Source organism: Butyrivibrio sp. AE3006 (assembly GCF_000424165.1).
GTDB lineage: Bacteria > Bacillota > Clostridia > Lachnospirales > Lachnospiraceae > Butyrivibrio.
Genome location: NZ_AUJJ01000010.1, coordinates 76,045 through 101,883 on the forward strand (window position 1 = coordinate 76,045; position 25,839 = coordinate 101,883).

23 protein-coding genes are annotated in these 25,839 nt (G+C 42.5%); 17 read left to right on the forward strand and 6 right to left on the reverse strand.

Features of this window, described 5'->3' with window-relative positions; genetic code table 11:
• Window positions 1-46 precede the first annotated feature (46 nt).
• The 4 genes from G603_RS0106635 to G603_RS0106645 are packed head-to-tail and all read left to right on the forward strand — an operon-like array spanning window position 47 to window position 3,200.
• A complete protein-coding gene (locus tag G603_RS0106635) occupies window positions 47-1,219 on the forward strand; it encodes a GGDEF domain-containing protein (protein ID WP_026669714.1) in 1,173 nt (390 codons plus the stop codon).
• Window positions 1,216-1,944, forward strand: coding sequence for an HD-GYP domain-containing protein (locus tag G603_RS19525; RefSeq protein WP_051207568.1), 729 nt, complete (start codon window positions 1,216-1,218; stop codon window positions 1,942-1,944). Before G603_RS0106635 ends, G603_RS19525 begins: the two co-directional genes overlap by 4 nt.
• Window positions 1,928-2,056: a hypothetical protein gene (locus G603_RS23005; RefSeq protein ID WP_255345633.1), complete on the forward strand. Its 129-nt coding sequence runs from the start codon at window positions 1,928-1,930 to the stop codon at window positions 2,054-2,056. Before G603_RS19525 ends, G603_RS23005 begins: the two co-directional genes overlap by 17 nt.
• Entirely contained in the window at window positions 2,022-3,200 is a 1,179-nt protein-coding gene (locus G603_RS0106645) for an extracellular solute-binding protein (RefSeq protein WP_242834847.1), read from the forward strand. The genes G603_RS23005 and G603_RS0106645 overlap by 35 nt, the downstream gene beginning before the upstream one ends.
• A gap of 36 nt (window positions 3,201-3,236) precedes the next feature.
• Here G603_RS0106645 and G603_RS0106650 read toward each other — a convergent pair whose 3' ends face one another.
• The 5 genes from G603_RS0106650 to G603_RS0106670 form a co-directional block, all read right to left on the reverse strand.
• Window positions 3,237-4,928 (reverse strand): GGDEF domain-containing protein, encoded by a 1,692-nt coding sequence (locus tag G603_RS0106650; protein ID WP_026669716.1) that lies wholly within the window; start codon window positions 4,926-4,928, stop codon window positions 3,237-3,239.
• A complete protein-coding gene (locus G603_RS0106655) occupies window positions 4,925-6,697 on the reverse strand; it encodes a GGDEF domain-containing protein (protein ID WP_026669717.1) in 1,773 nt (590 codons plus the stop codon). The genes G603_RS0106650 and G603_RS0106655 overlap by 4 nt, the downstream gene beginning before the upstream one ends.
• A gap of 86 nt (window positions 6,698-6,783) precedes the next feature.
• On the reverse strand, window positions 6,784-7,614 hold the full coding sequence (locus G603_RS19530; protein ID WP_051197854.1) for a TPM domain-containing protein: 831 nt from the start codon (window positions 7,612-7,614) through the stop codon (window positions 6,784-6,786).
• A gap of 15 nt (window positions 7,615-7,629) precedes the next feature.
• Window positions 7,630-8,694, reverse strand: a complete 1,065-nt coding sequence (locus tag G603_RS0106665) for a hypothetical protein (RefSeq protein WP_026669718.1) — start codon at window positions 8,692-8,694, stop codon at window positions 7,630-7,632.
• Window positions 8,695-8,725: 31 nt separating this feature from the next.
• Window positions 8,726-9,922 (reverse strand): SPFH domain-containing protein, encoded by a 1,197-nt coding sequence (locus G603_RS0106670; protein ID WP_026669719.1) that lies wholly within the window; start codon window positions 9,920-9,922, stop codon window positions 8,726-8,728.
• Window positions 9,923-10,225: 303 nt separating this feature from the next.
• On the opposite strand from G603_RS0106670, the gene ftsH reads away from it, so the two are divergent.
• The 9 genes from ftsH (at window position 10,226) to G603_RS0106715 (ending at window position 20,378) form a co-directional block, all read left to right on the forward strand.
• Complete coding sequence (gene ftsH, locus G603_RS19535) at window positions 10,226-12,463, forward strand: ATP-dependent zinc metalloprotease FtsH (RefSeq protein ID WP_081669849.1); 2,238 nt, start codon at window positions 10,226-10,228, stop codon at window positions 12,461-12,463.
• A gap of 51 nt (window positions 12,464-12,514) precedes the next feature.
• Window positions 12,515-14,389, forward strand: coding sequence for an excinuclease ABC subunit UvrC (gene uvrC / locus G603_RS0106680; protein ID WP_026669720.1), 1,875 nt, complete (start codon window positions 12,515-12,517; stop codon window positions 14,387-14,389).
• A gap of 37 nt (window positions 14,390-14,426) precedes the next feature.
• Complete coding sequence (hprK, locus tag G603_RS0106685; protein ID WP_026524412.1) at window positions 14,427-15,365, forward strand: HPr(Ser) kinase/phosphatase; 939 nt, start codon at window positions 14,427-14,429, stop codon at window positions 15,363-15,365.
• 18 nt (window positions 15,366-15,383) lie between these two features.
• On the forward strand, window positions 15,384-16,352 hold the full coding sequence (locus G603_RS0106690; protein WP_026669721.1) for an ROK family glucokinase: 969 nt from the start codon (window positions 15,384-15,386) through the stop codon (window positions 16,350-16,352).
• Window position 16,353: 1 nt separating this feature from the next.
• Complete coding sequence (murB, locus tag G603_RS0106695) at window positions 16,354-17,280, forward strand: UDP-N-acetylmuramate dehydrogenase (RefSeq protein WP_026669722.1); 927 nt, start codon at window positions 16,354-16,356, stop codon at window positions 17,278-17,280.
• Window positions 17,281-17,282: 2 nt separating this feature from the next.
• On the forward strand, window positions 17,283-18,146 hold the full coding sequence (gene rapZ / locus G603_RS0106700; RefSeq protein ID WP_026669723.1) for an RNase adapter RapZ: 864 nt from the start codon (window positions 17,283-17,285) through the stop codon (window positions 18,144-18,146).
• 5 nt (window positions 18,147-18,151) lie between these two features.
• Window positions 18,152-19,096, forward strand: coding sequence for a DNA-binding protein WhiA (whiA, locus tag G603_RS0106705; protein ID WP_026669724.1), 945 nt, complete (start codon window positions 18,152-18,154; stop codon window positions 19,094-19,096).
• A 25-nt stretch (window positions 19,097-19,121) separates the two neighbouring features.
• Window positions 19,122-19,388: an HPr family phosphocarrier protein gene (locus G603_RS0106710; protein ID WP_026496285.1), complete on the forward strand. Its 267-nt coding sequence runs from the start codon at window positions 19,122-19,124 to the stop codon at window positions 19,386-19,388.
• Between the two features lie 99 nt (window positions 19,389-19,487).
• On the forward strand, window positions 19,488-20,378 hold the full coding sequence (locus G603_RS0106715) for a diacylglycerol/lipid kinase family protein (RefSeq protein ID WP_026524417.1): 891 nt from the start codon (window positions 19,488-19,490) through the stop codon (window positions 20,376-20,378).
• Window positions 20,379-20,566: 188 nt separating this feature from the next.
• Here G603_RS0106715 and G603_RS0106720 read toward each other — a convergent pair whose 3' ends face one another.
• On the reverse strand, window positions 20,567-21,094 hold the full coding sequence (locus G603_RS0106720; protein ID WP_035792350.1) for a peptidylprolyl isomerase: 528 nt from the start codon (window positions 21,092-21,094) through the stop codon (window positions 20,567-20,569).
• A 123-nt stretch (window positions 21,095-21,217) separates the two neighbouring features.
• Between G603_RS0106720 and G603_RS21390 the strand changes: the two genes are divergently transcribed.
• The 4 genes from G603_RS21390 to pflA all read left to right on the forward strand — a co-directional run bounded on the left by G603_RS21390 (window position 21,218) and on the right by pflA (window position 25,761).
• Window positions 21,218-22,162: a GNAT family N-acetyltransferase gene (locus G603_RS21390; protein ID WP_051207570.1), complete on the forward strand. Its 945-nt coding sequence runs from the start codon at window positions 21,218-21,220 to the stop codon at window positions 22,160-22,162.
• Window positions 22,163-22,319: 157 nt separating this feature from the next.
• Window positions 22,320-24,338 (forward strand): Na/Pi cotransporter family protein, encoded by a 2,019-nt coding sequence (locus tag G603_RS19545; protein ID WP_081669850.1) that lies wholly within the window; start codon window positions 22,320-22,322, stop codon window positions 24,336-24,338.
• 29 nt (window positions 24,339-24,367) lie between these two features.
• Window positions 24,368-25,033 carry a hydrogenase nickel incorporation protein HypB gene (gene hypB, locus G603_RS0106735; RefSeq protein WP_026669726.1) on the forward strand — a complete coding sequence of 222 codons (666 nt, stop codon included), beginning with the start codon at window positions 24,368-24,370 and terminating at the stop codon, window positions 25,031-25,033.
• Window positions 25,033-25,761, forward strand: a complete 729-nt coding sequence (gene pflA / locus G603_RS0106740; RefSeq protein WP_081669851.1) for a pyruvate formate-lyase-activating protein — start codon at window positions 25,033-25,035, stop codon at window positions 25,759-25,761. The genes hypB and pflA overlap by 1 nt, the downstream gene beginning before the upstream one ends.
• The last annotated feature ends 78 nt before the right edge of the window (window positions 25,762-25,839 follow it).

The following is a 25,839-nucleotide window of genomic DNA, read 5'->3' on the forward strand; positions in this document are numbered from 1 at the left end:
GATAGAGTATTAGTATGATGTACTGTTTGTTTTTATGAGGTTTTTAATGACAGCACAGAGTACGAAATACTATGGATACGATAAAGCTACATACGAAGATTGCAGGCAGCTGATCGATGATACCAACTGGAATCATATTATTATTCTCAGTCTATGGTTCATCATCGTTAACTTGTTTTGCGTCATTTTTTCACTGCTTGATCTTTTTAGTGTAAACCAGGTTGATATTGAGTTTTATATCACCTATGGTGCTATTTCTATATGCACTTTTGCTTTTTCAAGATGGTTTCAGAAAAAGTATCCTCATAAGTTTGTAAAACTACAGCTCCTTTTAGGCATCCTTTTGTGGATGGTATACAGTATTCAGCTTTCTGTCAGTCAGCCGTACATGGCAGCCACCATGTTTATGATCATGCTGGTGGTAATTTCATTTTCTTTTATAACAAATATGCTTAATATGCTGATGATAATAGCTGTGCTGGTTTCAGTTTTTGTCTATTCATCATACCTGGTTAAGCCTGCATCAATAGTAATGCAGGATATTTACAACGCAGTAACCTTCACTGGACTTGCCGTTATCCTGCACTTTGCATTCCAGAGAACAAGGATGCAGCAGTTTGTAACCTATCAGAAGAATACCCAGATTCAAAGAGAACTTGAGATACAGTCTAGCTTTGATGCCTTGACATCTCTTCTTAACAGAGGCAGGTTTTTCTCCCTTGCAGGTAATGTACTTAATAATCCCCATGATGAATACATGGCTGTTTGTCTTCTTGACCTTGATGAATTCAAGCAGATAAATGATAAGCTTGGACATCAGATGGGTGATAAAGCCATACAGGTGGCGGGAACAACTATTATAGAAACCCTGAACATAGATATGTCTGAAAAATGGAGATTCCAGGAAAAGGTTCTTGAGGAAAAGCAGAGCTTTCCCGGAAGGCTTGGCGGCGATGAATTCATAGTTATGATCCGCGGAGCATCAGACAGAGAAGAGGTTACAAAACTGCTTCAGAGTATGCTGGATTCTCTTAATCATGTGGAAATAGGCGAGCTTCACGGCATACATGCATCCTTTGGTGTAGCAGAAATTTTGCCGGAAGACCGCGATATAGATAAGGCTTATAAGAGGGCAGACGAAGCCCTTTATGAGTCAAAACGTGCAGGTAAAAATCAGATCAGATTCAGTAATGTAGAAGGACAGGGAGGCGGACTATGATTTCAATGGAATCTAAGGTTTTTGATCTTCTGGTTCTTTGTATGTTTGCTGCATTTCTGATCGCAATCGTTTCAACATACAATGCATTTGTTGAAAAGAAGCGTTCCCTGCAGCTAATGGAGATACTGGTAGGAATACTGGAAGCAGATGATCCGAACCTTGACGGACATTCACTACATGTACATAACCTTTGTATGGCCATATATGAGTTTTTGCCCTACAGCTACAGATTAAAGGTGAGACAGCGGGATCTTCACTATGCATCACTCCTTCTTGATATCGGTAAGCTTGCGATTCCAAGGGAAATCGTGGGACACTCAGGCAAGCTCGGGCAGTCCCAGTGGGAAATTATGAAAAAGCATCCCGACTTTGGAGTTGATATACTTGATGATATAGAGGGTTTTCCCAAGGTAAAGGAGTATATTCTTTATCATCATGAGCGCATAGACGGCAAGGGTTATCATCAGCTTACAGGAGATCAGATACCCCTTGGAGCTAAGATCATAGCAGTTGCGGATACATATTCTGCAATAACAATGAATCGTTCCTACAGAGCAACACTTCCCTATGCGGCAGCAGTTTCAGAGCTTAAGCTGGCAGCGGGAAAACAGCTTGATGAATACCTTGTTAAGGTTTTTTGCAACATCCCTATGAATAAGATTGATGAATGTTTGGAAGATGTCAGAAGAAAGATGGATAGATTTTCTTATGAAGGAAAGGACTGAAAATGAGATCACATCTAAAGAGGTTTACATCCGTCATACTGATCTTAATAATGACTTTGTCGCTGGTGTCCTGCGGCATGCAAAAGAAACCGGAACAAATCCTGACAGTTGATCCTGACACAGCGACTCACATAACGCTGGCACTCAGATCAGGAATATATGTTGATGCCATAGAATCCTGTCTGATTCCCTTTGAGGAGGAAAACAGAATTATCTGTGACATTGTTGAGCTGGGTGAGGAGGAACTCCACTCCGGTTTGATAAATGATGCGACAAATGATACCGGTGCCTACGATCTGTGCATGGTAGATGGTTCCTGGATGGCAGAGTTCACTTCAAAGGGCGTTTTGATGAACCTTAGTGAAAACGGATACGAGCTTGATTCCGACATCATCGAGGCAACCAAAGAAATTTGCTATCATGACGGTGACGTTTACCTGGCACCATATTATGGAAACGTAACAGTTCTTTTGTATAACAAGAGGGTGGTTCAGAAAGCGGGCTATGATGGAAGCCAGCTGACATCTCTTAAGACCATTAAGGAAGTATGCGACAAGGCTAAGCAGTATGGAAATCTGGGATTTATGTATAGAGGCGACTCAGAGAACAACTACGTGGTAGACTTCCTTCCAATCCTTTTATCTTATGGTGGATGGGTTGTTGATGAAAACAATAATCCTACGGTAAATACCAAGCAATTTAAAGAAGCCCTCAGATTCTATATGCAACTTATTGAAAGCGGAAAAGCAGAGAGCAGGGATAATCTCATTATGGCCATAGCAAACGGTGCTGCGGCTATGGCTATAGGATGGCCCGGATGGTATACTCCTACCGCAAGATCGTCGTCCGATTACATTGCTCTTACAGGAAAAACAACGGATAGTGCGGTGGCATACAATGCCAATGTATACGGTATCTGGACCATTGGAATTCCGGAAAATGCTCCAAATAAAGAACTGTCAATGGAGCTTCTTAAGTATCTTATGGATCCTGCTGTTCAGATGCAAACCATAGATAGCGGCGGTGTTCCATGCAGGTATTCCTGCCTTACCGATCAGAAGGTATTAAAGGAAAATCCTCCCTTCGAAGCGGTATTTCAAGCTCTTGAAAATGGCGTATACAGACCTGTTATGGAAGAGTGGCCGGACTTTTATAAGATCCTTGGAGCTGAAATGGAAAATATCATCAAAGGAAAAAAGACCATAGATGAAGGGCTCCAGGATGCGCAAAACAGCCTTGAAGCCCTAATGAACTGATTTGATCATATTCTTTTGCAGATGGATTTGTAAGATTTACAATCTTGCTTTTATACCGAGTTTTTCGTGCATTTTCTTTTTATTCTTATACATGCGCTTGTCGGCGAGCAGATAAACAGCATGGGAGTCTCCTTCGGGGATTTCCGTGCTGTATGCATATCCGGTGGCAACGCTTCTTCTGAATTCGGGATACAGTACGTTCTTAACTTCCAATGCATCCTTAAGTCTTGTAATCATGGTATCAACATCGTAGATGTTGTTTTTTGTCAGAATGGCCGCAAATTCGTCTCCGCCTATACGGGCTATGAAGGCCTTCTCGGCAAAGCAATGCTGTAAAATGTCAGCGAACTCCTTCAGATATTTATCGCCTGCAGCATGTCCGTCATTGTCGTTTATTTCTTTCAGACCGTTCAGGTCAAGACTTACGATGCAGTAGGTTTCATTTCCCTTATCAAGATCATTCATATATTTCTCAAATCTTGATCTGTTTGGAAGATCTGTCAGGCCATCTGCATAAGCAAGGTGAGTCAGAGATTCATACTCTTTTCTTCTTGCGTAGGATTCTGATATATAAATGAAATAGTTGATAAGTGTCGCAAATACAAAGGTAAGGCAGCCCAGAGGAATTACTATCTTGATAACAGTATTTCCATAGATTACCGCTGCCATCTCAAGAACATGCAAAACCATGCTGAAAAGGAATGATATTGCAAGTATTGCAAGACCAAGAAGCTGGATCTTATCAGAGGGTTCAAGCTTTTTCTGTGCGATATCTCTTCCTATGGTCACGCACAGGAAAATGAAGCATATCATGGATATGCCTTGGAAATATGAGAAAGTCCTGTTTATATGAGCAATTCCAGTTAAGTGCATGAGCATAAAGAACAGGCAGATCATAGTGCTGGTTGCAGCTGTGACCATGAAGATCCAGTCCTTATAGTGCTGCTGGGTACAGCCGATTATCATATAGATCAGGGGTACCAGCATGTAAAGCGCGAAAAACTCTAATTCCGTCGAGTGTCCACGCGTAGAAACGATAAGATCCGCAACCCTGAAATAACACAGAATCCATACGCCTACATCCACAAACAACAAAGACGAAAAGAGCTGAGATAAGATCCCGGGAAGCCTTCTGTAAAATATCAGCGTTATCACACCAAAGGAAAGACCAAAGATTATCAGGAAAACTCCTGTTCCCAGTCCCAAGAGATTACTGAATATGTAATGTATCATTATGGACAAAAAGTCGCCGTATTTGGGTATGTCAAAATAGCTGTAGGATGCATTCTCGTTGATGGAGAATTCCAAAGTCAGCGTAAAGGGCCCATTAATCTTGGGCAAACTTACGGTATTGTAGCTTATTCCAATGAATTTTCCATTGGGTATATAATCAGCATATTTTTCCTGAACCATTACATTGTTACAGGTCACGCGCCATGAGCAATATTTTGACATGAACTGTATGGTAGGGAAGGTAATGTCATCAGAAATATCAACAACCTTGGTCATCTTAAGGACATCACCCTTTTCAATGGGGCTGCCCGGCCTTTTTATAAATTCTCTCAAATTGACGTTTTCATAAATATCAGATCCAAGTTCGATATCCCATCCATCATTAAGTTTATAAATCTTCCTGGAGCTGTGGGGCATGAAGGTGCCATAGCATATCACCACCAGAATGATGAAGGTAAGAAAGGCTATCATCAGAAAGTGCATACGTTTTTTCATGTGCCTTCTTCACCTCCCTTCTGACTGATTTTTCCGGAGATGATATCATCAAGGAATTTTGAGAGCTTATCTTCATGATGCTGCTCTTTAATTCTGTACATACGGGTGTCAGCCATAATGAATACAGAGTTGGCATCGGTAAGTTTGGGTTCATTACTGTATGCAAAACCACAGGATGCGGAGAGCCTTATTTTCTTATCTGCGTCGTTGAAAACAGCCATAAGAGTTTCCAGTTTTTCTATCATTTTTTCACAGATGCCGGATTCCGGATTCTCTATTGCGACAAGGAATTCATCGCCGCCGGTTCTGCCAATAAGAGAAGCACCATCAAAAGCCTGCTTTAGGATATCTGAAAAGCAGCGGATCATTCTGTCGCCTTCAAGATGTCCAAGGGTGTCGTTTACGGGTTTAAGGTTATCCATATCTATGCTGATAAGGGCATAGTTTCCCTTAACTGTAGCCATGTACTGCATACATTTTGCACGGTTCATGAGTCCTGTGAGAGGGTCTGTATAGGCAAGGCCTTCCAGATGTTCTTTTACATAGGCAGCATTTATATGCTCTATTCCATGGTAGAAATAGAACACGAAAAGGCTCATAACAAATCCGAGAGCACCCAGGTTCATGAAAGTAATGCCTGTGTAGGCAACGCCGCCACCGCCAAATTCATTGAAGAAGTTATATTTTGCGATATCGATGACGCAGCAGAAAATGAAAATCACAAGTCCAATGATAAGGATTGAATCCGAGGTCATGCCGGTGTAATCCGGGGAATTCTTCCTTGACTGGTATCTCCTGTATATATTCATGACAAGTCTTGGAAGAAAAATGGCCGCTTCAAGCAAAGCCATAATATGAAGTGCGGTTACGAAATAATTTATATGCACCAGGTTAGTAAGCTGAAGTATAAGTGTTAATGCAGGAAACAGAATATTAATGGACAGAAATACCTTTGCAAGATTGGTATTCAGCTCAGGGTGCGTGGACACAAGGAATACGATGATAGAAAAAGGTATCGAATACAGTGTCACATATTCCATTATGCAGAAATAAAAATCATTATCGCCTATGAAATTGAAAAGGTCATTATAGCAAAGGATATAGGCGCCAAGATTGAAGGATATAACCGAACTGAAAATCAGAGAAAGGTCCTGGCCGTGATACATATACAGATAGGAGGACAGAGTCAGCAGCATAAAGCCAAACAGGCACAGAAAGATTCCTATGAACAGATCAAGACGTTTGCTCTGTAAATAGCTGCGCTCCAATTCAAAAAGATTTCCGTAATAAACCGGCGAAATGCCTGAGAATGCGTTGTTTTCGGTAACGTCAAAGGTTATGGTTATTGTTTTTCCAATGGCACTTTCGGGAATGGAGATGAAGTTGTAGTGTTTTGGAAGCATAAGATTTTTGTCTGCAAAATCCTTGCCGTACTCATATACCTGCTCATCATCTATCCATACTGTTACTGTGGACAGAATGCTTCTGAACATAATTGCGGCTGCAGGGGCAGTCATGTTAGGAATGGTGCTTGTTATAGTAACAACATCACCTTTAGAAGTATTGCCAAGATTAAAATTCTTAAGATTTACATTTTCATAGTGATTATCGCCATGACTAACAGACCAGCCATCATTTAGCTGGGTATTAAAGTACGTATTTGGTGTGGACAGATATGAGCTGCCAAAAATTATCAGTGTTATTGGGAGGAGTATTAAAATAATAGGCAGCAGCCACACATTTATGCGTAAATAATCACGTAATCTCATGGCGTACTCTCCTGACAATAAGTATAACAACTTTACAGTAGCTATTTATTAAAAAAGGGTTATGTTTTTATGAAAAAAGGAGGTCATTAGAAATGACCTCCGCTTCCTCCGTGCGATGTTCCTGAGGATCCTGTGTGGGTAGATGAACCACCGTTGTCCTTCTGGATTTTTGTTTTTGAAAGGGTCTTGTGGGTGAATCTGTCATACTGACTCGTTAAGTGAAGACCTCCATCAGAATAATTGGATGCTCCCTTGGCCGGGGTCACAGTCTTTAGCTGACCTATAAAGCCCAAAAGCACAATCAGAGCAAAAACAAGTGCGATTGCGAGACAAATGAAAAACTTACCGGGGGTAAATATTCCGGATTCGTAGTCAGATTGAAGCTCGTCTTCGCAGAGAGATATGAATTTATAATAAGCATCGTAATAGCGATTTTCCGACAGATAAGATTTGATCTCATCAAATATATAGTCCTGATCGGAATCGGTATATACGTCGATGGCTGTACCCGTAGTCTCAAAACGCCAGCTTCTGTCCTCCATTGACAGAAGGAATATAATTCCGTTGTGGCTATCGCCCATTCCATAGCCGTTGTAATCGTAGAAGTCATCGGCGTATTCCATGGGAGATCTGTCTCCGGTGGAAGGCACTGTAAGAAGTACTATAGCGGAATTGTATTGCTCCTGAAGAGGATATATTCTGTCCGCCAGAGCCTGTTCCTCTTCATCAGTGAGGAGATCTGCGTAGTCTACAACAGGATAAAGTGAACCATCGGTAGCATAGATAGGCTCTACCAGTCCGCTTGCATCAGCTTTGGCCACAGCAGGAATGAATAATGATATGACCATAGCTGCAAACAGCACGGGCAGCGTCTGCAATATTATATTTTTCTTATGTTTACGAATATATTTCATCATTATACGTCCTACTAATTATTTGCTAAAAAACATGAACCATATTGCTATGTTAAGCAGAGTAGCACCGGCCGATGTGCAAAGGAAAAGAATCAAAGCCTTTATTTTGCTTACAGGCAGGTCGCCGACAAATTTACCGTTTTGTCCATTCATGGCAAAAAGGAAATTCTTGCCATTCCAGGTAGTATTAAGAAGCCATACGGGATATAGGGCATACTTATGGGATATGGACACAACATCATTTGTTTTTGCCTTAACTGTGGATGTGGTATAACCGGAAACAGTGTCCTTTATATCACTTTCTACAGAATCAGCCATGCGCTTAACTATATGGGCTTCAGTATCCTTGGCATCCACGTCATATCTGTTGGCCAAAAAGCCCGCAAGATAGCCGCTGTTGAAATCTACAGCCTGACTAAAGTCAAAGGGCTCTATGGATTCCATCAGGTCATCCGGCATTTCTTTTGAAGCATCATGGGGCACGTTTTTAAAGCTCTCATTACCTTCTCTGTGAACATCGAAGAATGAGGTTTCGGTATATTCGTAATCTCCGTCACTCCAGGTACGGACATTGGTTGCGGTAAAATTGTAATTACCTTTGATCTTGCCATTGTAGATCCAATAAGGAATATAGATTCCTCTGACCTTATCGATATGGTTTTGCTCAAAAAAGGCAGACGGTAATAAAAGCTTATTCTTAACATATCCGGAATAGGCTTTCATGGCATCTTCTTTGGTGGTCTTAAAAGGAATAACATAGTTAGGCCTAAGATCGCCGGCAAATTTCTCTTTTACTACAACATTATTACTGCAAAAAGGACAGGTTAAGGAACCTTCGGTTTCGGAAGCAATGATCTCACCTCCGCAGGACTGGCAAGAGTAAACAACCATTCCATTAAGCTCTTCGGAACGCCACTCGTTGCTATCAGCCTTGGCATCCTTGTCCTGTTCTTCCTGCCTTGGGGCCTTATAGTCTCCTACCTTAATCTGCGTGTCGCAGTAAGGACAGGAGAGCATCTGGCTTTTTGCATCAAATTCCATTGCCCCGCCACAGGCGGGGCATTCATATTCGGTTAATCCCATAGATAATTCCTTAAATAGTCAGAGTACTAAATTACTGGGGTCTGGGTGATCCGCAGTTTGAGCAGAACTTGCCGCTGTTAACAGTACCGCAGGAGCAGGTCCAGTCAGTTGAAGGCCTGGGTGATCCACAGTTGCTGCAGAAGTTACCTGTGTTAACTGTTCCGCAAGAGCAGGTCCAGCCTGTAGCGGGAGCTGCCTGAGGAGCTGCCGCAGGAGCAGCCTGCTGACCCATTGCAAAGAGGTTGGCTGCATTTGCGCCGCCTGCCTGCTGTGCCATGTTCATGCCTGCAAATGCCATCATGGGACCTGTAGCTGTGTTCTTAGCTGCATCCTGCATAGCCTGTGCCTGAGCACCAACAAGAGTAGCAGCTGCCATGTTGGGATTTGTATAAACTGCATTTTTCTGCAGTTCCTTGATCATCTTCTCATCTTCTTCAGATGCATTTACTGAGTTGATACCGAAGGTAGAAATCTTGATACCATAGGTCTCTCCCCACTTTGAGGAAAGAACTTCGTTGAGGGCATCAGCGATCTCTGTGGTGTGTCCCGGAAGTGCGCTGTAGCGAACTCCTGTCTCGGAGATCTTTGCAAATGCAGGCTGAAGAGCTGTAAGGAGCTCACTCTTAAGCTGAGAATCAAGGTTATCACGCTTGTATTCTCCCTGGAAGTTGCCGCAAAGATTTGTATAGAAGAGGATAGGATCAACTATCTTGTAGCTGTACTCACCGTGGCAACGGATAGCGATATCAACATCAAGACCGATGTTCCTGTCAACAACGCGGAAAGGAACAGGATTAGCTGTGCCGTACTTGTTGCCGATGATATCCTTTGTATTTATATAGTAGATTCTCTGATCGTTAGCTACATCGCCGCCAAAGCCAACGCGTTTTCCGAACTTTTTGAAGGTCTCAGCAATGTTCGAAGAGAGACTTCCATAGAAAAGAGAAGGCTCAGTGCTTGTGTCGTAAACGAACTCACCGGGCTCTGCGCAGACTTCAGTAACCTTGCCCTGATCTACGATGATCATGCACTGTCCGTCAGCAACAGCAATGATGGAGCCGTTTGAAATGATATTATCGTTCCCTTTATTGGAGCTTGTCTTTCCCGTGCGACGTTGACCCTTAACAGCAAGAGTGTCTGCGGGAAGTGCATCACAATAAAAATAGTCTCTCCAGGAATCTGCAAGTACACCTGCTGCAGCGCCTATACCAGCTTGTAAAATACCCATATAACATATCCTCCTTAAATGTATCTTTTCTTTGAAAAAACTTTACAAAGATTATAGCATATTTATGAAAAAATAATTCGGAATTTCGTTATCCGATCAAGCGGAATAGGGATGATTATTTTGCAAAATAGTGTGATAATGGGAATTGATATAAAAGTGAATACGAAATAGTGGTTATTTTGGAAGGGGAGTTTATACTTTTTTTATAAATTGGACACAATTTTTTCGAATGTACACAATTGATTTATATATGTGTTATAAATATAATAGAACAGAACGACTCTGAAAGTAAGGGGATAATATATGGATAATAACTTAAACAACAATAACAATCCCGGTGGCGATAACGGCCCCAGAAAACAAAATATATTGCTGCTGGTAGTGGCTGCACTGGTCACAATGCTATTTATGACATATTTCATGCGTGCTATGACATCCACCAGCAATAAAGAGATATCTTACTCAGAATTTATCACTATGATAAAGGAAGAGCAGATTGAGAGTGTTGTAATTGAAAATGACAGGATCAACATTATTCCTAAGGTAGGAAAGAACGAGCTGAAGTTCAATCCTTTCTACGGATCTGCAACGGTTCTTACATATTACACAGGTAAAGCCGAGGATGATGCTACTCTGACAAAGAGACTGTTAAATGCAGGTATTGAGGTAAGCAGCGAGGTTCCGGATTCATCGGGAGCAATACTTTCCTTTGTAATGTATTACATCCTTCCGATTCTTCTTATGTGGCTCATCATTTCCTTCGTGTTCAGACGTATGTCCAAGGGCGGCGGACCGCTTGGCATCGGCAAGAACAATGCAAAGGTATACATGCAGCGTGAGACGGGAGTTACCTTTAAGGACGTTGCAGGCGAGGATGAGGCAAAAGAATCCCTGGTTGAGGTAGTAGATTTCCTCCACAACCCCGGACGATATGTAAAAATCGGTGCCAAGCTTCCTAAGGGAGCTCTTCTTGTAGGACCTCCCGGAACAGGTAAAACGCTTCTTGCAAAAGCAGTTGCAGGTGAAGCCCATGTTCCTTTCTATTCACTTGCAGGTTCTGATTTCATAGAGCTTTACGTAGGTGTCGGAGCAAGCCGTGTTCGTGAGCTTTTTGCTGAAGCAAGTAAAAATGCTCCCTGCATTATTTTCATCGACGAGATAGATGCTATCGGTAGAAGCCGTGACAATAAGTATGGCGGTAACGAAGAGCGTGAGCAGACTCTTAACCAGCTGCTTTCCGAAATGGATGGTTTTGATTCATCCAAGGGTGTTCTGGTTCTTGGTGCTACCAACAGACCGGAGATACTTGATAAGGCCCTGCTTCGTCCCGGACGTTTCGACAGACGAATCATTGTTGATAAGCCTGATCTCAAGGGACGTGAAGAGATTCTTAAGGTTCATTCCAAGGATGTAAAAATGGATGAGACCGTTGATCTTAAGGGAATCGCCCTTGCGACAAGCGGCGCTGTTGGTTCAGATCTTGCCAACATGATAAATGAAGCTGCTATCAATGCAGTTAAGGCTCATAGAGAATATGTATGCCAGCAGGATCTTATGGAAGCAGTAGAGCAGGTCCTTGTAGGTAAAGAGAAGAAGGATCGTATCCTCAGCAAAGAGGAAAGAAAGATCGTATCCTATCACGAGGTTGGACATGCACTTATCAGTGCGGTTCAGAAAAACACAGAGCCCGTGCAGAAGATTACTATCGTACCCAGAACAATGGGTGCTCTTGGATATGTTATGCAGGTTCCTGAAGATGAGAAATATCTTCAGACTAAGGACGAGCTTATTGATGATATCATTGTTACTCTCGGCGGCCGAGCTGCAGAGGAGGTTATTTTCAACACTGTTACAACCGGTGCTGAAAATGATATTGAGAAGGCTACATCCATGGCCCGCAGTATGATCACTATGTTTGGTATGAGCGAGAGATTCGGACTTATGCAGCTTGAATCCGTTCAGAACAGATACCTTGACGGTAACAGAGTCCTTAATTGCAGCCAGCAGACAGAATACCTGGTTGATGAAGAGGTTAAGGAGCTCCTTGCAGGATGCTATGAGAAGGCTAAGCAGATAATCCGTGATCACCTTGATTCCATGGATAAGATTGCTCAGTTCCTTATAGAGAAGGAGACCATCACAGGTAAGGAATTCATGAAGATCTATCGCGAGGTTGAGAATATTCCCGAACCTACAGATGAAGAGGCTGAGGCTGCAAAGCGTGGCAGAATCTATGCTACAAGACCTGAGTCAGCAGCAGTTGGCGAGAATATTCCTACCAAGGAAGAGAGGGCAGCAATGGAAGCCGGGGCACAGCCTGTAGCACCGACTTTTGAAGCATCTGTCGGAGATACGCAGGTTCAGGATCATACTGATGATGCAGAGGATGAAGATGAACCTCTGATTGACTGGACACCTGATGCTCCTCAGACAGCTTTCAGGAATCCATACGAAGAGAACCCTTCCGCACCTGCACAGAATGATGCAGCACCCAGCGGCGGACGTTTTTCACATGTACCTGACAATTTTGATAATAAGTAAACTTTTTATAGGGCTGTCGCATTGCGGCAGCCTTAATGCTATTATTTTTATATGGAAGAAAAATTCAACGTACAGGAAGAACTTAAAAAACTGCCCAACCAGCCGGGCGTTTATATAATGCGTGATGAGAATGATACCATCATGTATGTCGGGAAGGCTATTAACCTCCACAATCGTGTGAGGTCTTATTTTCGTAAAATTGTGGGCCGCGGGCCTCAGATAGATCGCATGGTATCGCAGATTGCAAGGTTTGAGTACATAGTTACTGACTCTGAGCTTGAGGCACTGGTGCTTGAGAATAACCTCATTAAGGAAAACAGCCCCAGATACAACACGATGCTAAAAGATGATAAGACCTATCCCTACATCAAGGTCACTGTGTCCGAGGATTTTCCAAGGATTCTTTTTTCCAGAATAATGAAAAAGGATAAATCAAGATATTACGGACCCTTCACCAGCGCTGCGGCAGTTAAAGATACCATCGAGCTGATAAATAAGATATATGGCCTTAGGACCTGCAACAGGGTTCTTCCAAGGGATATAGGTGTGGACAGACCCTGTCTTAATTATCATATGGAGAGGTGTTCAGCCCCCTGCGACGGGAAAATATCCAAGGAAGAATACGGACAGAGAATAGCCGGTGCCTTGAATTTCCTTGATGGAAACTATGCGCCTATCATGAAAGATCTGTCAGATAAGATGGAGGCGGCTTCTGAGGAACTAAACTTTGAGCGAGCCGCATATTACAGGGATCTTCTTGCCAGTGTAAGGCAGGTGGCACAGAAGCAGAAGATGACGGATGCAGCTATGGAGGATAAGGATATTCTTGCAATTGCAGCAGATGAAAATGACGCTGTGGTGCAGGTGTTCTTTGTCCGTGATGGAAGACTTATTGGCCGCGAGCATTTTTACATGACCCATATTTCAGGAAATCCCAGAGATGAGATTCTTCTTAACTTTGTAAAGCAGTTCTACGCAGGAACGCCCTTTATTCCAAGAGAGCTTATGCTTCCAGAGCCCATAGAGGATATGGAGATAATTGAGAAATGGCTTACTGACCGCAAGGGCAGCAGGGTTTATATCAGTGTTCCGGAGCGTGGTCAGAAGGAAAAGCTCATGGAGCTTGCAGCTCAGAACGCAGAGCTTGTTTTATCCAAGGACAAGGAGAGATTAAAGCGCGAAGAAGGCAGAACCATTGGAGCCGTAAAGGAGATTGAGAGTATCCTTGGCATCAAGGGACTTACCAGAATGGAGGCCTATGATATTTCCAATATCAGCGGCTTTGCCAATGTTGGCTCTATGGTTGTATATGAAAAGGGAAAACCCAAGAGAAGTGATTATCGAAAGTTCAGGATCAAGTCAGTTACAGGTCCCGACGATTATGCCTGCATGAAGGAAGTTCTTACACGAAGACTTATGCACGGCCTTGAAGAGAGACATGAGCTTGAGCTTAGAGAAATCGATGCACAGTACGGAAGCTTTACGAAATTCCCGGATCTTATTTTGATGGACGGCGGACGAGGCCAGGTGAATATCTGTCTCAAGGTTCTTGATGAGCTTGGAATAAACATTCCCGTGTGCGGTATGGTAAAGGATGACAATCACAGGACAAGAGGCCTTTATTATAACAATACGGAGCTTCCGATAGACAGGCATTCAGAGGGCTTTAAGCTTATAACCAGGATTCAGGATGAAGCCCACAGATTTGCTATAGAGTATCACAGATCCTTAAGATCCAAGGCGCAGGTAAAGAGCTCCCTTGATGATATTCCGGGCGTAGGACCTGCAAGGCGCAAGGCTCTCATGAGACACTTTAAGTCAATTGACGAGATCAGAAATGCGGATGTGGAGGAGCTTAAATCCATTCCGGAGATACCGGAAAACGCCGCAAACGACATATATAATTACTTTCACAAACAGGGATAATATGGTAAACTGTCTTTGTTTAACAAGGGGGTAACACATGGCAACAGTAAAGCTTAAAACAGTAGTTAAGAAAATGGAGCTTGAGAATCTCACAAAAGAGATTGATATCTCCAGAATCAGAATTCATCAGCCGGATATTAACAGACCTGCTCTTCAGCTTGCAGGATACTTTGAGCATTTTGAGGCAACAAGACTGCAGGTTATCGGTTTCGTTGAATACACATATATGGAATCCATTCCGGATGCAGACAAGGAGAGGGTATATAGAGAGTTTCTTTCATTTGATATACCGGCAGTAGTTTTCTGCAGAAGTCTTATCCCGGATCCGTTATTTGTGAAAATAGCCATAGAGGAGCAGGTACCGATAATGGTAACCCAGAAGTCTACCTCATCATTTATGGCAGAGATTATCAGATGGCTTAATGTAGAGCTTGCGCCCTGCATTTCAATTCATGGCGTTCTTGTAGATGTTTATGGTGTCGGTCTTCTTATTACAGGTGAGAGCGGAATCGGTAAATCCGAGGCAGCTCTTGAGCTTATAAAGAGAGGACACAGACTTGTATCCGATGACGTTGTTGAGATCCGCAAGGTCAGTGATGTAACACTTATCGGTACAGCACCCGATATCACAAGGCATTTCATTGAGCTTAGAGGTATCGGTATTGTTGATGTTAAGACACTTTTTGGTGTATCAAGTGTCCGCGATACTCAGAACATCGATCTTGTGATCAAACTTGAAGAATGGGATAAGGATAAGGAATACGACAGACTCGGTCTTGAAGAGGAATACACAGAGTATCTTGGCAACAAGATAGTTTGCCACAGAATCCCGATCCGTCCGGGCCGTAACCTGGCGATCATTTGCGAGTCGGCAGCAGTTAACCACAGACAGAAGATGATGGGTTACAATGCCGCTCAGGAGCTCTACAACAGAGTTCAGAATTCACTTGCCCGTGGGCAGGAAGACGAAGACTAAAGAACAGAGGAAAACATAATGGAAAATAACGCATCAAGTCTTGTAGAAAAATATGTATTTGGAGTAGATATAGGCGGAACAACCGTTAAGATCGGTCTTCTTGATATGGATGGCCATAAGGTAGAAGTATGGGAGATCCCCACCAGAACTGAGAACAACGGTGAGAAGGTTCTTCCCGATATTGCCGAAGCTATCCGTAAGAAGATGGAAGACAGAGGCATCAAGGATTCACAGGTAGTAGGTGTTGGCGCAGGTGCTCCGGGCCCCTTCAGTGATGATGGAACAATTTTTAAGGCAGTTAACCTTGGATGGAGCGAGTTCAACATGAAGGATGAGCTTCATAACCTTGTAAAGATGCCCGTTAAATGCGGTAATGATGCTAACGTTGCAGCTCTTGGTGAGTACTGGATGGGCGGTGGGCAGGGCTACAAGGATATGCTCATGGTTACTCTTGGAACCGGCGTAGGCGGCGGAATCATTCACAACGGCAAGATCTTCAATGGTGCTACAGGTGCCGGCGGTGAGATCGGTCATATCCATATCGAGGATAATGAGCCTTTGCAGTGCGGCTGCGGCAATCACGGATGTCTTGAGCAGTACGCAAGTGCTACAGGTGCAGTTCTTCTCATGAACAGAGTTCTTGAAGAGAGCGATGAGGAATGTGTTCTCAGAGGCAAGGATTTTGTATGTAAGGACATTTTCGATGCAGCTAAAAATGGTGACAAGCTTGCAAACGTAGCAATCACACGCTATGGTGATTACCTTGGAAAAGGTCTTGCAATGATAGCTTCAACCATCAACCCTGAGATCATCGTATTTGGCGGCGGCGTATCCAAGGCAGGAGATATCCTCTTTGATCTGGTTCGTCCTTCCTTTGAGAAGTATGTTTTCCATGGTGCAAAGAGAACTAAGTTCGCTCTTGCTAAGCTTGGAAATGACGCAGGAATATTTGGAGCAGCAAAGCTGGTTTTGGATTCAATTAAGTAAAATGAGATCAGGATTATCAGAGGAATTATTCCGAATTATTTCGGATAAAAGCATAATAGAAAATGAAGATTTGAGCAGGCACACCACCTTTAGGATCGGTGGGCCTGCCGATTATTTTGTGCGAATAAATAGCGCAGCAGAGCTTTCTTCACTACTCAAGCTTTTTTCAGAGCTTGAGATGGAGTTCTTTAAGGATTTCTATGTGATTGGAAACGGAAGCAATCTCCTTGTTTCAGACAAGGGTTTTAGAGGTGTTATTGTCACTCTTGGCGGCGAGTTTTCGGATGTCCGTCTTTTGGATGACACCCACATTTTTGCAGGAGCAGCGGCTTTTAATTCAGCTGTAGCAAACCTTGCAAGGGATAACAGCCTTACAGGCTTTGAGTTTGCCCATGGAATCCCCGGCACAATAGGCGGTGCGCTTATTATGAACGCAGGTGCCTACGGCGGAGAGATGAAGCAGGTTGTTAAGAAAATCCGTGTGATGGAGTCTGATGGAAGTGAAGTTGAGTTTTCATGTGAAGAGGCTGAGTTTGGCTATCGCACAAGTATGTTTAAAAACAGACCCTGTGTTATCCTTGGCGCTCAGATAGAGCTGTCAAAGGGAGATAAGGGTGATATAGAGAACACCATGAATGACCTTATGAGCAGAAGAAGGGAGAAGCAGCCCTTAGAGTTTCCAAGTGCAGGTTCTACCTTCAAAAGACCTGAGGGTAATTTTGCAGGCAAGCTTATTGAGGAAGCCGGTCTTCGGGGCTACAAGGTGGGCGATGCTCAGGTTTCTGAGAAGCATTGCGGATTTGTGGTGAACAAAGGTAAAGCGACGTCTGAGGATGTCGATAAACTTATCAGAGATGTACAGGAAAAAGTATTTGAGAATTCCGGAGTGAAGCTTGATCCGGAGGTTATCAGACTGGGAGAATTTTAAGGATGAGGATTGTAATCGTAACCGGAATGAGCGGTGGAGGCAAATCGACAGCAATTCATATGCTTGAGGATGATGGTTTTTACTGCGTAGATAATCTTCCGCCGAGTCTTTTTGAAAAGTTCATAGAGCTTATATCGGTTCCAGACAGTGAGATAACCAAGGTTGCTCTTGGCTTCGATGTCAGAGCCGGACAGCGTTTCGAGGATGCCCCCAGGATTATCGAGGAGGCCAGAAAAAGAGGACTGAATGTGGAGATTCTTTTCCTGGAATGCTCGGATGCCGTTCTTGTTAAGAGATACAAGGAATCAAGAAGACGTCATCCCTTATCTCCCGATGGACGAATCGAGGATGGTATAACCAAAGAAAGAGAGCTTTTGTCCAGAATTCGCTCTCTGGCAGATTATATCATTGATACCTCACAGCTTCTTACCAGAGAATTCAAGATGGAGATGGATAAGATTTTTGTGGCAAATGAAAAGCACAACAATCTTATGGTGACTATTCTTTCATTTGGATTTAAGCATGGTATACCGTCTGATGCGGATCTTGTTTTTGATGTGAGATTCTTACCGAATCCATTTTATATAGAAGAATTAAAGCATCTTACCGGCAATGATAAAGAAGTTCAGGATTATGTAAAGAGCTTTCCTGAGTGCGGACAGTTCCTTGATAAACTGACGGACATGCTGGAATTTCTGGTGCCAGGTTACATAAACGAGGGCAAATACCAGCTGGTGGTGGCAATCGGTTGTACCGGTGGTCAGCACAGATCGGTAACAATAGCCAATGAGATTTATGAAAAGCTTAAGGACAGAAATGAGTTTGGCATTAAGAAATATCACAGAGACCTTAAGCATGCAAGGTAATATATATGTCATTTTCCGGCGATGTGAAAAATGAACTTGAAAAACAGGTTGCTCCCGGACGCCATTGTCAGCTGGCAGAGATCGCTGCAATACTAATTAATGTCGGGTATGTTGAACGAAAAGCCGATGATGAATACAGGGTTTTTCTGGCTGATGATTCCGAGAGGGCTATTAGAAAGTTCTTTACATTATTAAAAAAAGCATTTAATATAGACACTGGTACGCTTCAAGATGGGAGTAAGGAAATCATTGGTGGCAAGGTTTACAGGCTTGTACTCAGTGGTTCTGAGAAACCAAAAGCGCTACTTAAGGGAATACACTATTTTAATGATGATGGTAGTCTTAGAGATGAGAATTCAGGCGTAAATCATCAGCTGATAATGAAGGCATGCTGTAAAAGATCTTTTTTACGTGATTCCTTTTTATGCATCGGTTCTATAAGTGATCCGAGCAAATCCTATCATCTGGAGTTTTCCTGTGGGAGCCTGAAGCTTGCAGAGGAGCTCAGGACGATGATAGAGAGCTTCGACATAGAGGCGAAGATTATACAGCGTAAGAAATATCACGTTGTATATATCAAGGAGAGCACATCGATTGTGGATCTTCTTAATGTTATGGAAGCACCTGTCAGTCTGATGAATATGGAGAATGAGCGTATCGTGAAAGAGATGCGAGGCGCCATTAACAGAAGAGTTAACTGCGAGACGGCTAATATTACCAAGACAGTTAATGCAGCTTCGAGACAGACGACAGATATTTTATATCTCCGGGATCATTACGGTTTCGAGAATCTTCCGGAGAGTTTAAGGGATATGGCAGAGGCCAGGCTTCAGTATCCCGATGCAACATTATTGGAACTTGGGAAGTACCTTGATCCACCTGTTGGAAAATCAGGAGTAAATCACAGGTTGAGAAAGCTTAGCGAATTGGCAGAGAAGCTAAGAGGTTAATTTACTAAGTTTGAGGAGGAAAATTATGATATCAAAATCTATCGAAATCAAGCTTCCGGGTGGCCTTGAAGCTCGTCCGGTTGCAGAACTGGTTCAGCTTGCAAGCCGTTATGACAGTACTGTTCATATCGAAGCTCAGTCTAAGAAGGTCAATGCCAAGAGTATTATGGGTATGATGACTCTTAGTCTTAATAGCGGCGAAGAGGTTACTGTAATAGCTGATGGACAGGATGAAGAGGACGCCGTTAAGGGAATGGAGAGCTTTCTTCTTGGAGAGCTTCAGCTTTCATAACTGATTTTGGATTTTTATAATGGAATTAACCCATCTGATTTCTTATAATGAGATTAGATGGGTTTATTTTTTTAGCATAAACACTTAATGAGGTGCGGTATGAAAAAGAAAAAAATGCTGTTCATTTACAACCCTAAAGCCGGCAAGGAGCGAATCAGAAGTAACCTGATTGATATCATTGATATTTTCGCAAGGGGAGACTATGACATCACTGTATATCCCACCAAGGAGCGTGGAGATGGAACTGCTGCGGTGATGGAATATGATGACAGCTACGACATCATAACCTGCAGTGGCGGAGACGGTACCCTTGATGAAATTGTTAGCGGAATGTGGAAGTCAAAAAGAAAGACTCCTATAGGCTATGTTCCCGCAGGTTCTACCAATGATTTTGCTGTAAGTCTCGGCATTCCGTCGCAGATGCATGAAGCGGCCCAGACCATTATAAGCGGTAAAGAATATGCTTGCGATATAGGAATCATGAATGAAGAGACCTTCGTATATATAGCGGCTTTTGGTCTTTTTACCGATGTATCATACCAGACAAGGCAGGATATTAAGAACATTTTAGGCCACATGGCATATATTCTTGAAGGTGCCAAAAGGCTTTCCGAGATACGTTCTTATCATATGAAAGTAACCACCGATGAAGGTGTTATTGAGGATGATTTTGTATTTGGAATGGTCACGAATTCCAGATCAGTGGGAGGATTTAAGGATATAACCGGTAAAAATGTCACCATGGACGACGGAGTTTTCGAGGTCACTTTGGTAAAGCTTCCTGACAATATGCTGGACATGAGTAATCTTTTGGCAGCATTTATTAACAGGGACATTAATACCGAGCTTATGTATTGCTTTAAGACGAAGCATATTGAGTTTGATTCAAAGGAGAGTATTTCCTGGACAAGGGATGGAGAGTTTGGCGGTAACCATACTCATGTAGATATAAGGAACGAGAACAAGGTTATCAATATTATGATTCCTTAACACATACGTTCATTTTTTGTTCATAAAACGTTTAAAGACTATTTACTTCAAATCATATCTTAGACATTTATTTTCGCTATACTAAAGATGTCAGATGAAGAAAGGCAATACCAATTATAATAACTTTTTCATAATAAGCCAAGGAAACACGAGTTTCCTTGGCTTCCTCCCTTTTATAGGGCTTTTTATTATACTGTCTCCGGTTCCGGATAGTCTACTCCAAATGTTTCAACAGTAACCTTTTCCATAACCTGGTCCTCTAAAGGACGATCATTCCAGTCTGTTTCTGTTTCAGCAATCTTATTAACGACATCCATTCCTTCGATGACTTTACCAAAAGCAGCGTAAGCGCCATCAAGATGAGGAGCGTTTTTATGCATGATAAAGAACTGTGAACCTGCTGAATCGGGAATCTGTGTACGTGCCATTGAAAGCACACCCTCTGTGTGAAGCAGATCGTTCTTGAAACCGTTCTGAGAGAACTCACCCTTTATTTCATAGCCGGGGCCACCCATTCCTGTGCCTTCGGGATCTCCGCCCTGAAGCATGAAGCCCTTGATTACGCGGTGGAAAATAACACCGTCATAGAAATTGTGATTGATAAGTGAAATGAAGTTGTTTACAGTGTTAGGTGCGATCTCGGGATAAAGCTCAGCCTTTATAACATCGCCGCCCTTCATTGTAATTGTAACGATAGGATTTTTGTTTTCAGACATATTTTTCTCCTTAATATGAATCCGATTTGTAAATCGTAAATGATTTTGGGTTTTCGTGGAACAAACCCGGGATTAATTATACAATAATTAATAGAATAAAAATACAAATAAAAAGGCGTGAAAATGCTTAAAGAAATCATTTTTTGCATAAAGAATAAAGAGGATGAGGCCTTTGTGGCAAATGTATTTGATACCTCTTCATATATAAAAACAGAAGGAATTGAAAGCCGGGTCATATTCCCGGAGGAGACAGTTTGCAGTAAGGATAGGCTTCTTACTTCGCTTCTCGATGGAGCTTTTGAAGATAATACAGGAGATAAGCTTTTTCTTACCGATTCATCGGAGCTTGCAGGGTATCTTCTCTCAAGCGGGGGATATGTAGTTGGCATAAGCTATGAAGGCAATGCTGATGAGCGGTTTGAAGGTCTTAAATATGTTTTTACGGAAATAGAAGAAGTGGGGATGGATTCCTTTATAAAGGCCTATCAGCGCTACGCCCATCTTCCATGGGATATCCTCACAACAGACAGATGCCTTATCAGAGAAACTACGGTTGAGGATGTGGATGTTTTTTATGAGCTGTATGCAGATCCCGAGATGACCAGATACATGGAAGGGTTGTTTGCAGATCCCGAAGATGAGAAAAAATATCAAAGAGATTACATAGAAAAGGTTTATGGTCTCATGGGCTTTGGCACCTGGACTATCGTGCTTAAGGAGACGGGGGAGATAATCGGAAGAGCCGGTTACAGCGTAAGGAATGGCTTTGATGACATAGAGCTGGGCTTTCTTATAGGCACTGCATACCAGAGAAAGGGTTATGCTTATGAAGTTTGCAAGGCGATTCTGGATTACGGAAGGGATATCCTTCAGTTTGAGAGAGTTCTGGCCTTTGTAAAAGCAGAGAATACAGTTTCTATTCATCTTTGTCAGAAGCTTGGAATGTCAAAAGAGGGCGAAGCTGATATCGAAGAGAATATCTACGGCGATGAATATCACGACGGAGCGCGCATACCTGCGCAGGAAATGCACTTTGGAAAGTATGTAAAGATGGCGATAGAATTCTAAAAAATTAAGATTTTTTGAGGATTATTTCTGAGTTTGTCCACAAGAAGTTATATCTTGTCTATATCTTGCAGTTGATATTTAGGTTTATTTCAGTTACGATACTTATGATAGAGAGGGATTAATTATTACGTAGTACCTGAGACATTAGGAGGTATGGATGGATTCAAAAGAAATCTTTTCGTTAATTGCAGGCCTTATCGGAGGACTTGCGCTATTTCTGTATGGAATGAATGTAATGAGCGGTGGTCTTACCAAGACTGCCGGCGGTAAGCTGGAGGTGGTTCTTAGTAAAGTAACCAGCCACCCGATCGTAGCTTATCTGTTCGGTGTTGGAGTAACTGCTCTTGTACAGTCATCATCTGCGTCAACCGTTATGGTTGTCGGTCTTGTTAATTCAGGAATCATGACCCTAAAGGAAGCGGTAAATATTATCCTTGGTGCTAACCTTGGTACCACTTTTACTGCGTGGCTGCTTTCATTAAATGCTATAAGCAGTGACAATTTCCTGATCAATTTGTTAAAGCCCACATCATTTACGCCGTTTCTGGCGCTTATCGGTATTGTCCTTTATATGTTCTCCAAGAATGATAAAAAGAACAACATCGGTCTTATACTTATTGGTTTTTCAGTATTGATGTTTGGAATGAGCATGATGTCTGAGGCGGTATACCCTCTCCGCAGCAGTGAAGCCTTCCAGACAATCATTATGACCTTCAGTAACCCGCTTATCGGTTTCTTTGTAGGCGTGCTCTTTACGATGGTAATTCAGAGTTCTGCCGGAACCATCGGTGTAATGCAGGCTTTGGCTGCGTCGGTAAGTATCACCTACAGCGTGGCACTTCCCGTAGTAGTAGGTGCCGAGGTTGGAACCTGTATCACAGCTATTCTTTCATCACTTGGTGCAAATAAAAACGGTAAGAGAACAGCTCTTATGCATTTGTATTTCAACGTGATAAAAGCTGTTTCATTTATGATCTTATTCTACACAATACATTCATTTGTGAATTTTGCATTCATGAGTAGTCAGGCTGGAATGGTGGGTATAGCTTCTATCCACACACTTATTAACCTTGTGGCTACGCCTCTTATGCTTCCTTTCTCCGGACTCCTTGTTAAGATGGCATACAGGACTATTCCGATTGATGAGAAAGAGCGAGAAGAACAGCAGGATATGCAGAATATCACCAAGCTGGACGAGCGTTTCCTTACAAACCCGCCCTTTGCTCTTGAACAGTCAAGACAGGTTGCTATGGATATGGCGAACTTCTCAAGGGAAGGACTTGAAAAAGCTACATCCCTCATTGATGAGTACAATCCCGAGGTTGCTGATGAAGTCAGACGTATCGAGGAAAAGGTTGACAGATATGAGGATCAGCTGGGTACCTACCTTATGCAGATCAACAACCACCATCTTGCAGAGAAGGATTCAAGAACCCTTTCAATCATCCTTCACTGCATCACGGATTTTGAGCGTATAAGTGATCATGCTTTGAACATTGCACAGACAGCCCGCGTGATGAATGAGAAAAATGAGAAATTCTCAAGCAAGGCAAAGGAAGAGCTGAAGACCTTCTCGAATGCAGTAAGAGAGATAGTTGATCTCTCATTCCAGTCCTTTGCAAATCAGGATCTTAAACTTGCACAGTCTGTAGAACCTCTTGAAGAAGTCATTGACGGAATCAACATGGAGGTTAAGAGACGCCATGTCAGAAGACTTCGTAAGGGCAAGTGTACAATAGACATGGGCTTTATTCTGTCAGACCTTGGTACCGATTTTGAGCGTATCGCCGATCACTGCAGTAACATCGCAGTATGCATCCTTGAAGTGAGTGAGGGAATGTTTGATACTCACGAGTATCTTGAGCATCTTAAGGCGGAGAAAAACAAGGAATTCGAGATTGCAGTTGATCTTTATGAGAGAAAGTACAGACTTCCCGCAGTTAAGAAGGGCTTTGATGATGAGGATGATATCAATCCTTCCTTCATTGAAGATCATGAGACCATCGTTAACATCATGAGAGCTGAAGATCAGGATATAATTGACGAAGCTGTTTCTTCTGCCGAGAAGAAGAAAGAGAAGTTTGTAGATAAGGCAAAGGATGCAGTAAAAGAAAAAGTTAAAGACAAGTCAAAAGTAAAAATCAAAGATAAGAGTAAGAAGAAAAAAGATAAGTAATACTTAGTGTTTTAAATGAAAGGAATTTTATGAGTACCAGAGTTATTGAGTTAAAAAGAAGCGTATTTGAGAGTAACGATGAGAGAGCAGAGCTCCTTAGAGGCGAGCTTAAGGATAAAGGAATTTTCCTCCTGAATCTCATGTCATCTCCCGGATCAGGAAAAACAACAACACTTAAGGCTACTATCGCTGCCCTTAAGGACAAGTACAAGATTGGCGTTATGGAAGCAGATATCGATTCAGATGTAGATGCACAGAAGATCGCTGAGACAGGTGTTAAGGCTATTCAGCTCCACACAGGCGGTATGTGTCACCTTGATGCTGACATGACAAGACAGGGTCTTGACGCACTTGTAGAAGGTGATGTTGATCTTGCTATCCTTGAGAACGTAGGAAACCTTGTTTGCCCTGCTGAGTTTGATACAGGTGCTTCCAAGAATGCAATGATCCTCTCAGTTCCCGAAGGACATGACAAGCCCCTTAAGTATCCTCTTATGTTCAGCATCTGCGATGTTGTACTTATCAATAAGATTGATGTTGCTCCTTATTTTGATTTTGATCTTGAGAAGTGCAAGGAGTACATCCACATGAGAAATCCCAAGGCTGAGATCATTCCTATCTGTGCTAAGACAGGTGAGGGCGTTGACAAGTTTGCCGAGTGGCTCAGCAATCAGGTTGAAGATTGGAAGAAATAATGCTTCAGGGAAAAATTCATTCAATAGAGACCTTCGGTTCCGTAGACGGACCGGGGGTCCGTTTTATCATATTTTTAAAAGGCTGTAATCTGAGATGTAAGTATTGCCATAATGCCGACACCTGGAATCCTGAGTCAAATGACCTTAGGACTGCTGATGAACTTCTTGATAAGGCAGAGAGGTACAAGAGCTACTGGGGAGATGAGGGCGGCATAACCGTAAGCGGCGGAGAGCCACTGCTTCAGATGGATTTCCTTAGGGAGCTTTTTTCCAAGGCAAAAGAGCGAGGAATAAATACCTGCATCGATACGGCAGCAGAGCCCTTTACAAGGGAGGAGCCTTTCTTTTCAGAGTTTAAGGCTCTTATGGAAGATACAGACCTTTTGCTGGTGGATATTAAGCATATCGATAATGATGAGCATATTAAGCTCACAGGTAAGCCAAATGAGAATATCAAGGATTGCCTCAGATATTTGTCAGATATAGGTAAGCCTGTATGGATCAGACATGTGCTCGTTCCGGGAATTACGGATAATGATGAATATCTAAAGAAAACCAGAGAATTCATCGATACTCTCAGCAATGTAAAAAGGATAGATGTTCTTCCATATCATTCCCTTGGGCAGTTCAAGTGGGAAGAGCTTGGAATTCCCTATCAGCTGGTGGGAGTAGATGCGCCTTCTGCAGAGAGAATTGAAAACGCAAAGAGAATCCTCGGCGCAAATTAAAGAATAATAAAACAAACTATAAAAACTAACAAGAAAAATATAAATAATGTTAAAAAATTGCCAAAGTTGACAAAAGTT

Excerpts from the sequence above, each read along its gene's own strand:
- G603_RS0106635 (WP_026669714.1), top strand. The coding sequence starts at position 47 with ATGACAGCACAGAGTACGAAATACTATGGATACGATAAAGCTACATAC.
- G603_RS19525 (WP_051207568.1), top strand. The coding sequence starts at position 1,216 with ATGATTTCAATGGAATCTAAGGTTTTTGATCTTCTGGTTCTTTGTATG.
- G603_RS23005 (WP_255345633.1), top strand. The coding sequence starts at position 1,928 with ATGAAGGAAAGGACTGAAAATGAGATCACATCTAAAGAGGTTTACATC.
- G603_RS0106645 (WP_242834847.1), top strand. The coding sequence starts at position 2,022 with ATGCAAAAGAAACCGGAACAAATCCTGACAGTTGATCCTGACACAGCG.
- G603_RS0106650 (WP_026669716.1), bottom strand. The coding sequence starts at position 4,928 with ATGAAAAAACGTATGCACTTTCTGATGATAGCCTTTCTTACCTTCATC.
- G603_RS0106655 (WP_026669717.1), bottom strand. The coding sequence starts at position 6,697 with ATGAGATTACGTGATTATTTACGCATAAATGTGTGGCTGCTGCCTATT.
- G603_RS19530 (WP_051197854.1), bottom strand. The coding sequence starts at position 7,614 with ATGATGAAATATATTCGTAAACATAAGAAAAATATAATATTGCAGACG.
- G603_RS0106665 (WP_026669718.1), bottom strand. The coding sequence starts at position 8,694 with ATGGGATTAACCGAATATGAATGCCCCGCCTGTGGCGGGGCAATGGAA.
- G603_RS0106670 (WP_026669719.1), bottom strand. The coding sequence starts at position 9,922 with ATGGGTATTTTACAAGCTGGTATAGGCGCTGCAGCAGGTGTACTTGCA.
- ftsH (WP_081669849.1), top strand. The coding sequence starts at position 10,226 with ATGGATAATAACTTAAACAACAATAACAATCCCGGTGGCGATAACGGC.
- uvrC (WP_026669720.1), top strand. The coding sequence starts at position 12,515 with ATGGAAGAAAAATTCAACGTACAGGAAGAACTTAAAAAACTGCCCAAC.
- hprK (WP_026524412.1), top strand. The coding sequence starts at position 14,427 with ATGGCAACAGTAAAGCTTAAAACAGTAGTTAAGAAAATGGAGCTTGAG.
- G603_RS0106690 (WP_026669721.1), top strand. The coding sequence starts at position 15,384 with ATGGAAAATAACGCATCAAGTCTTGTAGAAAAATATGTATTTGGAGTA.
- murB (WP_026669722.1), top strand. The coding sequence starts at position 16,354 with ATGAGATCAGGATTATCAGAGGAATTATTCCGAATTATTTCGGATAAA.
- rapZ (WP_026669723.1), top strand. The coding sequence starts at position 17,283 with ATGAGGATTGTAATCGTAACCGGAATGAGCGGTGGAGGCAAATCGACA.
- whiA (WP_026669724.1), top strand. The coding sequence starts at position 18,152 with ATGTCATTTTCCGGCGATGTGAAAAATGAACTTGAAAAACAGGTTGCT.
- G603_RS0106710 (WP_026496285.1), top strand. The coding sequence starts at position 19,122 with ATGATATCAAAATCTATCGAAATCAAGCTTCCGGGTGGCCTTGAAGCT.
- G603_RS0106715 (WP_026524417.1), top strand. The coding sequence starts at position 19,488 with ATGAAAAAGAAAAAAATGCTGTTCATTTACAACCCTAAAGCCGGCAAG.
- G603_RS0106720 (WP_035792350.1), bottom strand. The coding sequence starts at position 21,094 with ATGTCTGAAAACAAAAATCCTATCGTTACAATTACAATGAAGGGCGGC.
- G603_RS21390 (WP_051207570.1), top strand. The coding sequence starts at position 21,218 with ATGCTTAAAGAAATCATTTTTTGCATAAAGAATAAAGAGGATGAGGCC.
- G603_RS19545 (WP_081669850.1), top strand. The coding sequence starts at position 22,320 with ATGGATTCAAAAGAAATCTTTTCGTTAATTGCAGGCCTTATCGGAGGA.
- hypB (WP_026669726.1), top strand. The coding sequence starts at position 24,368 with ATGAGTACCAGAGTTATTGAGTTAAAAAGAAGCGTATTTGAGAGTAAC.
- pflA (WP_081669851.1), top strand. The coding sequence starts at position 25,033 with ATGCTTCAGGGAAAAATTCATTCAATAGAGACCTTCGGTTCCGTAGAC.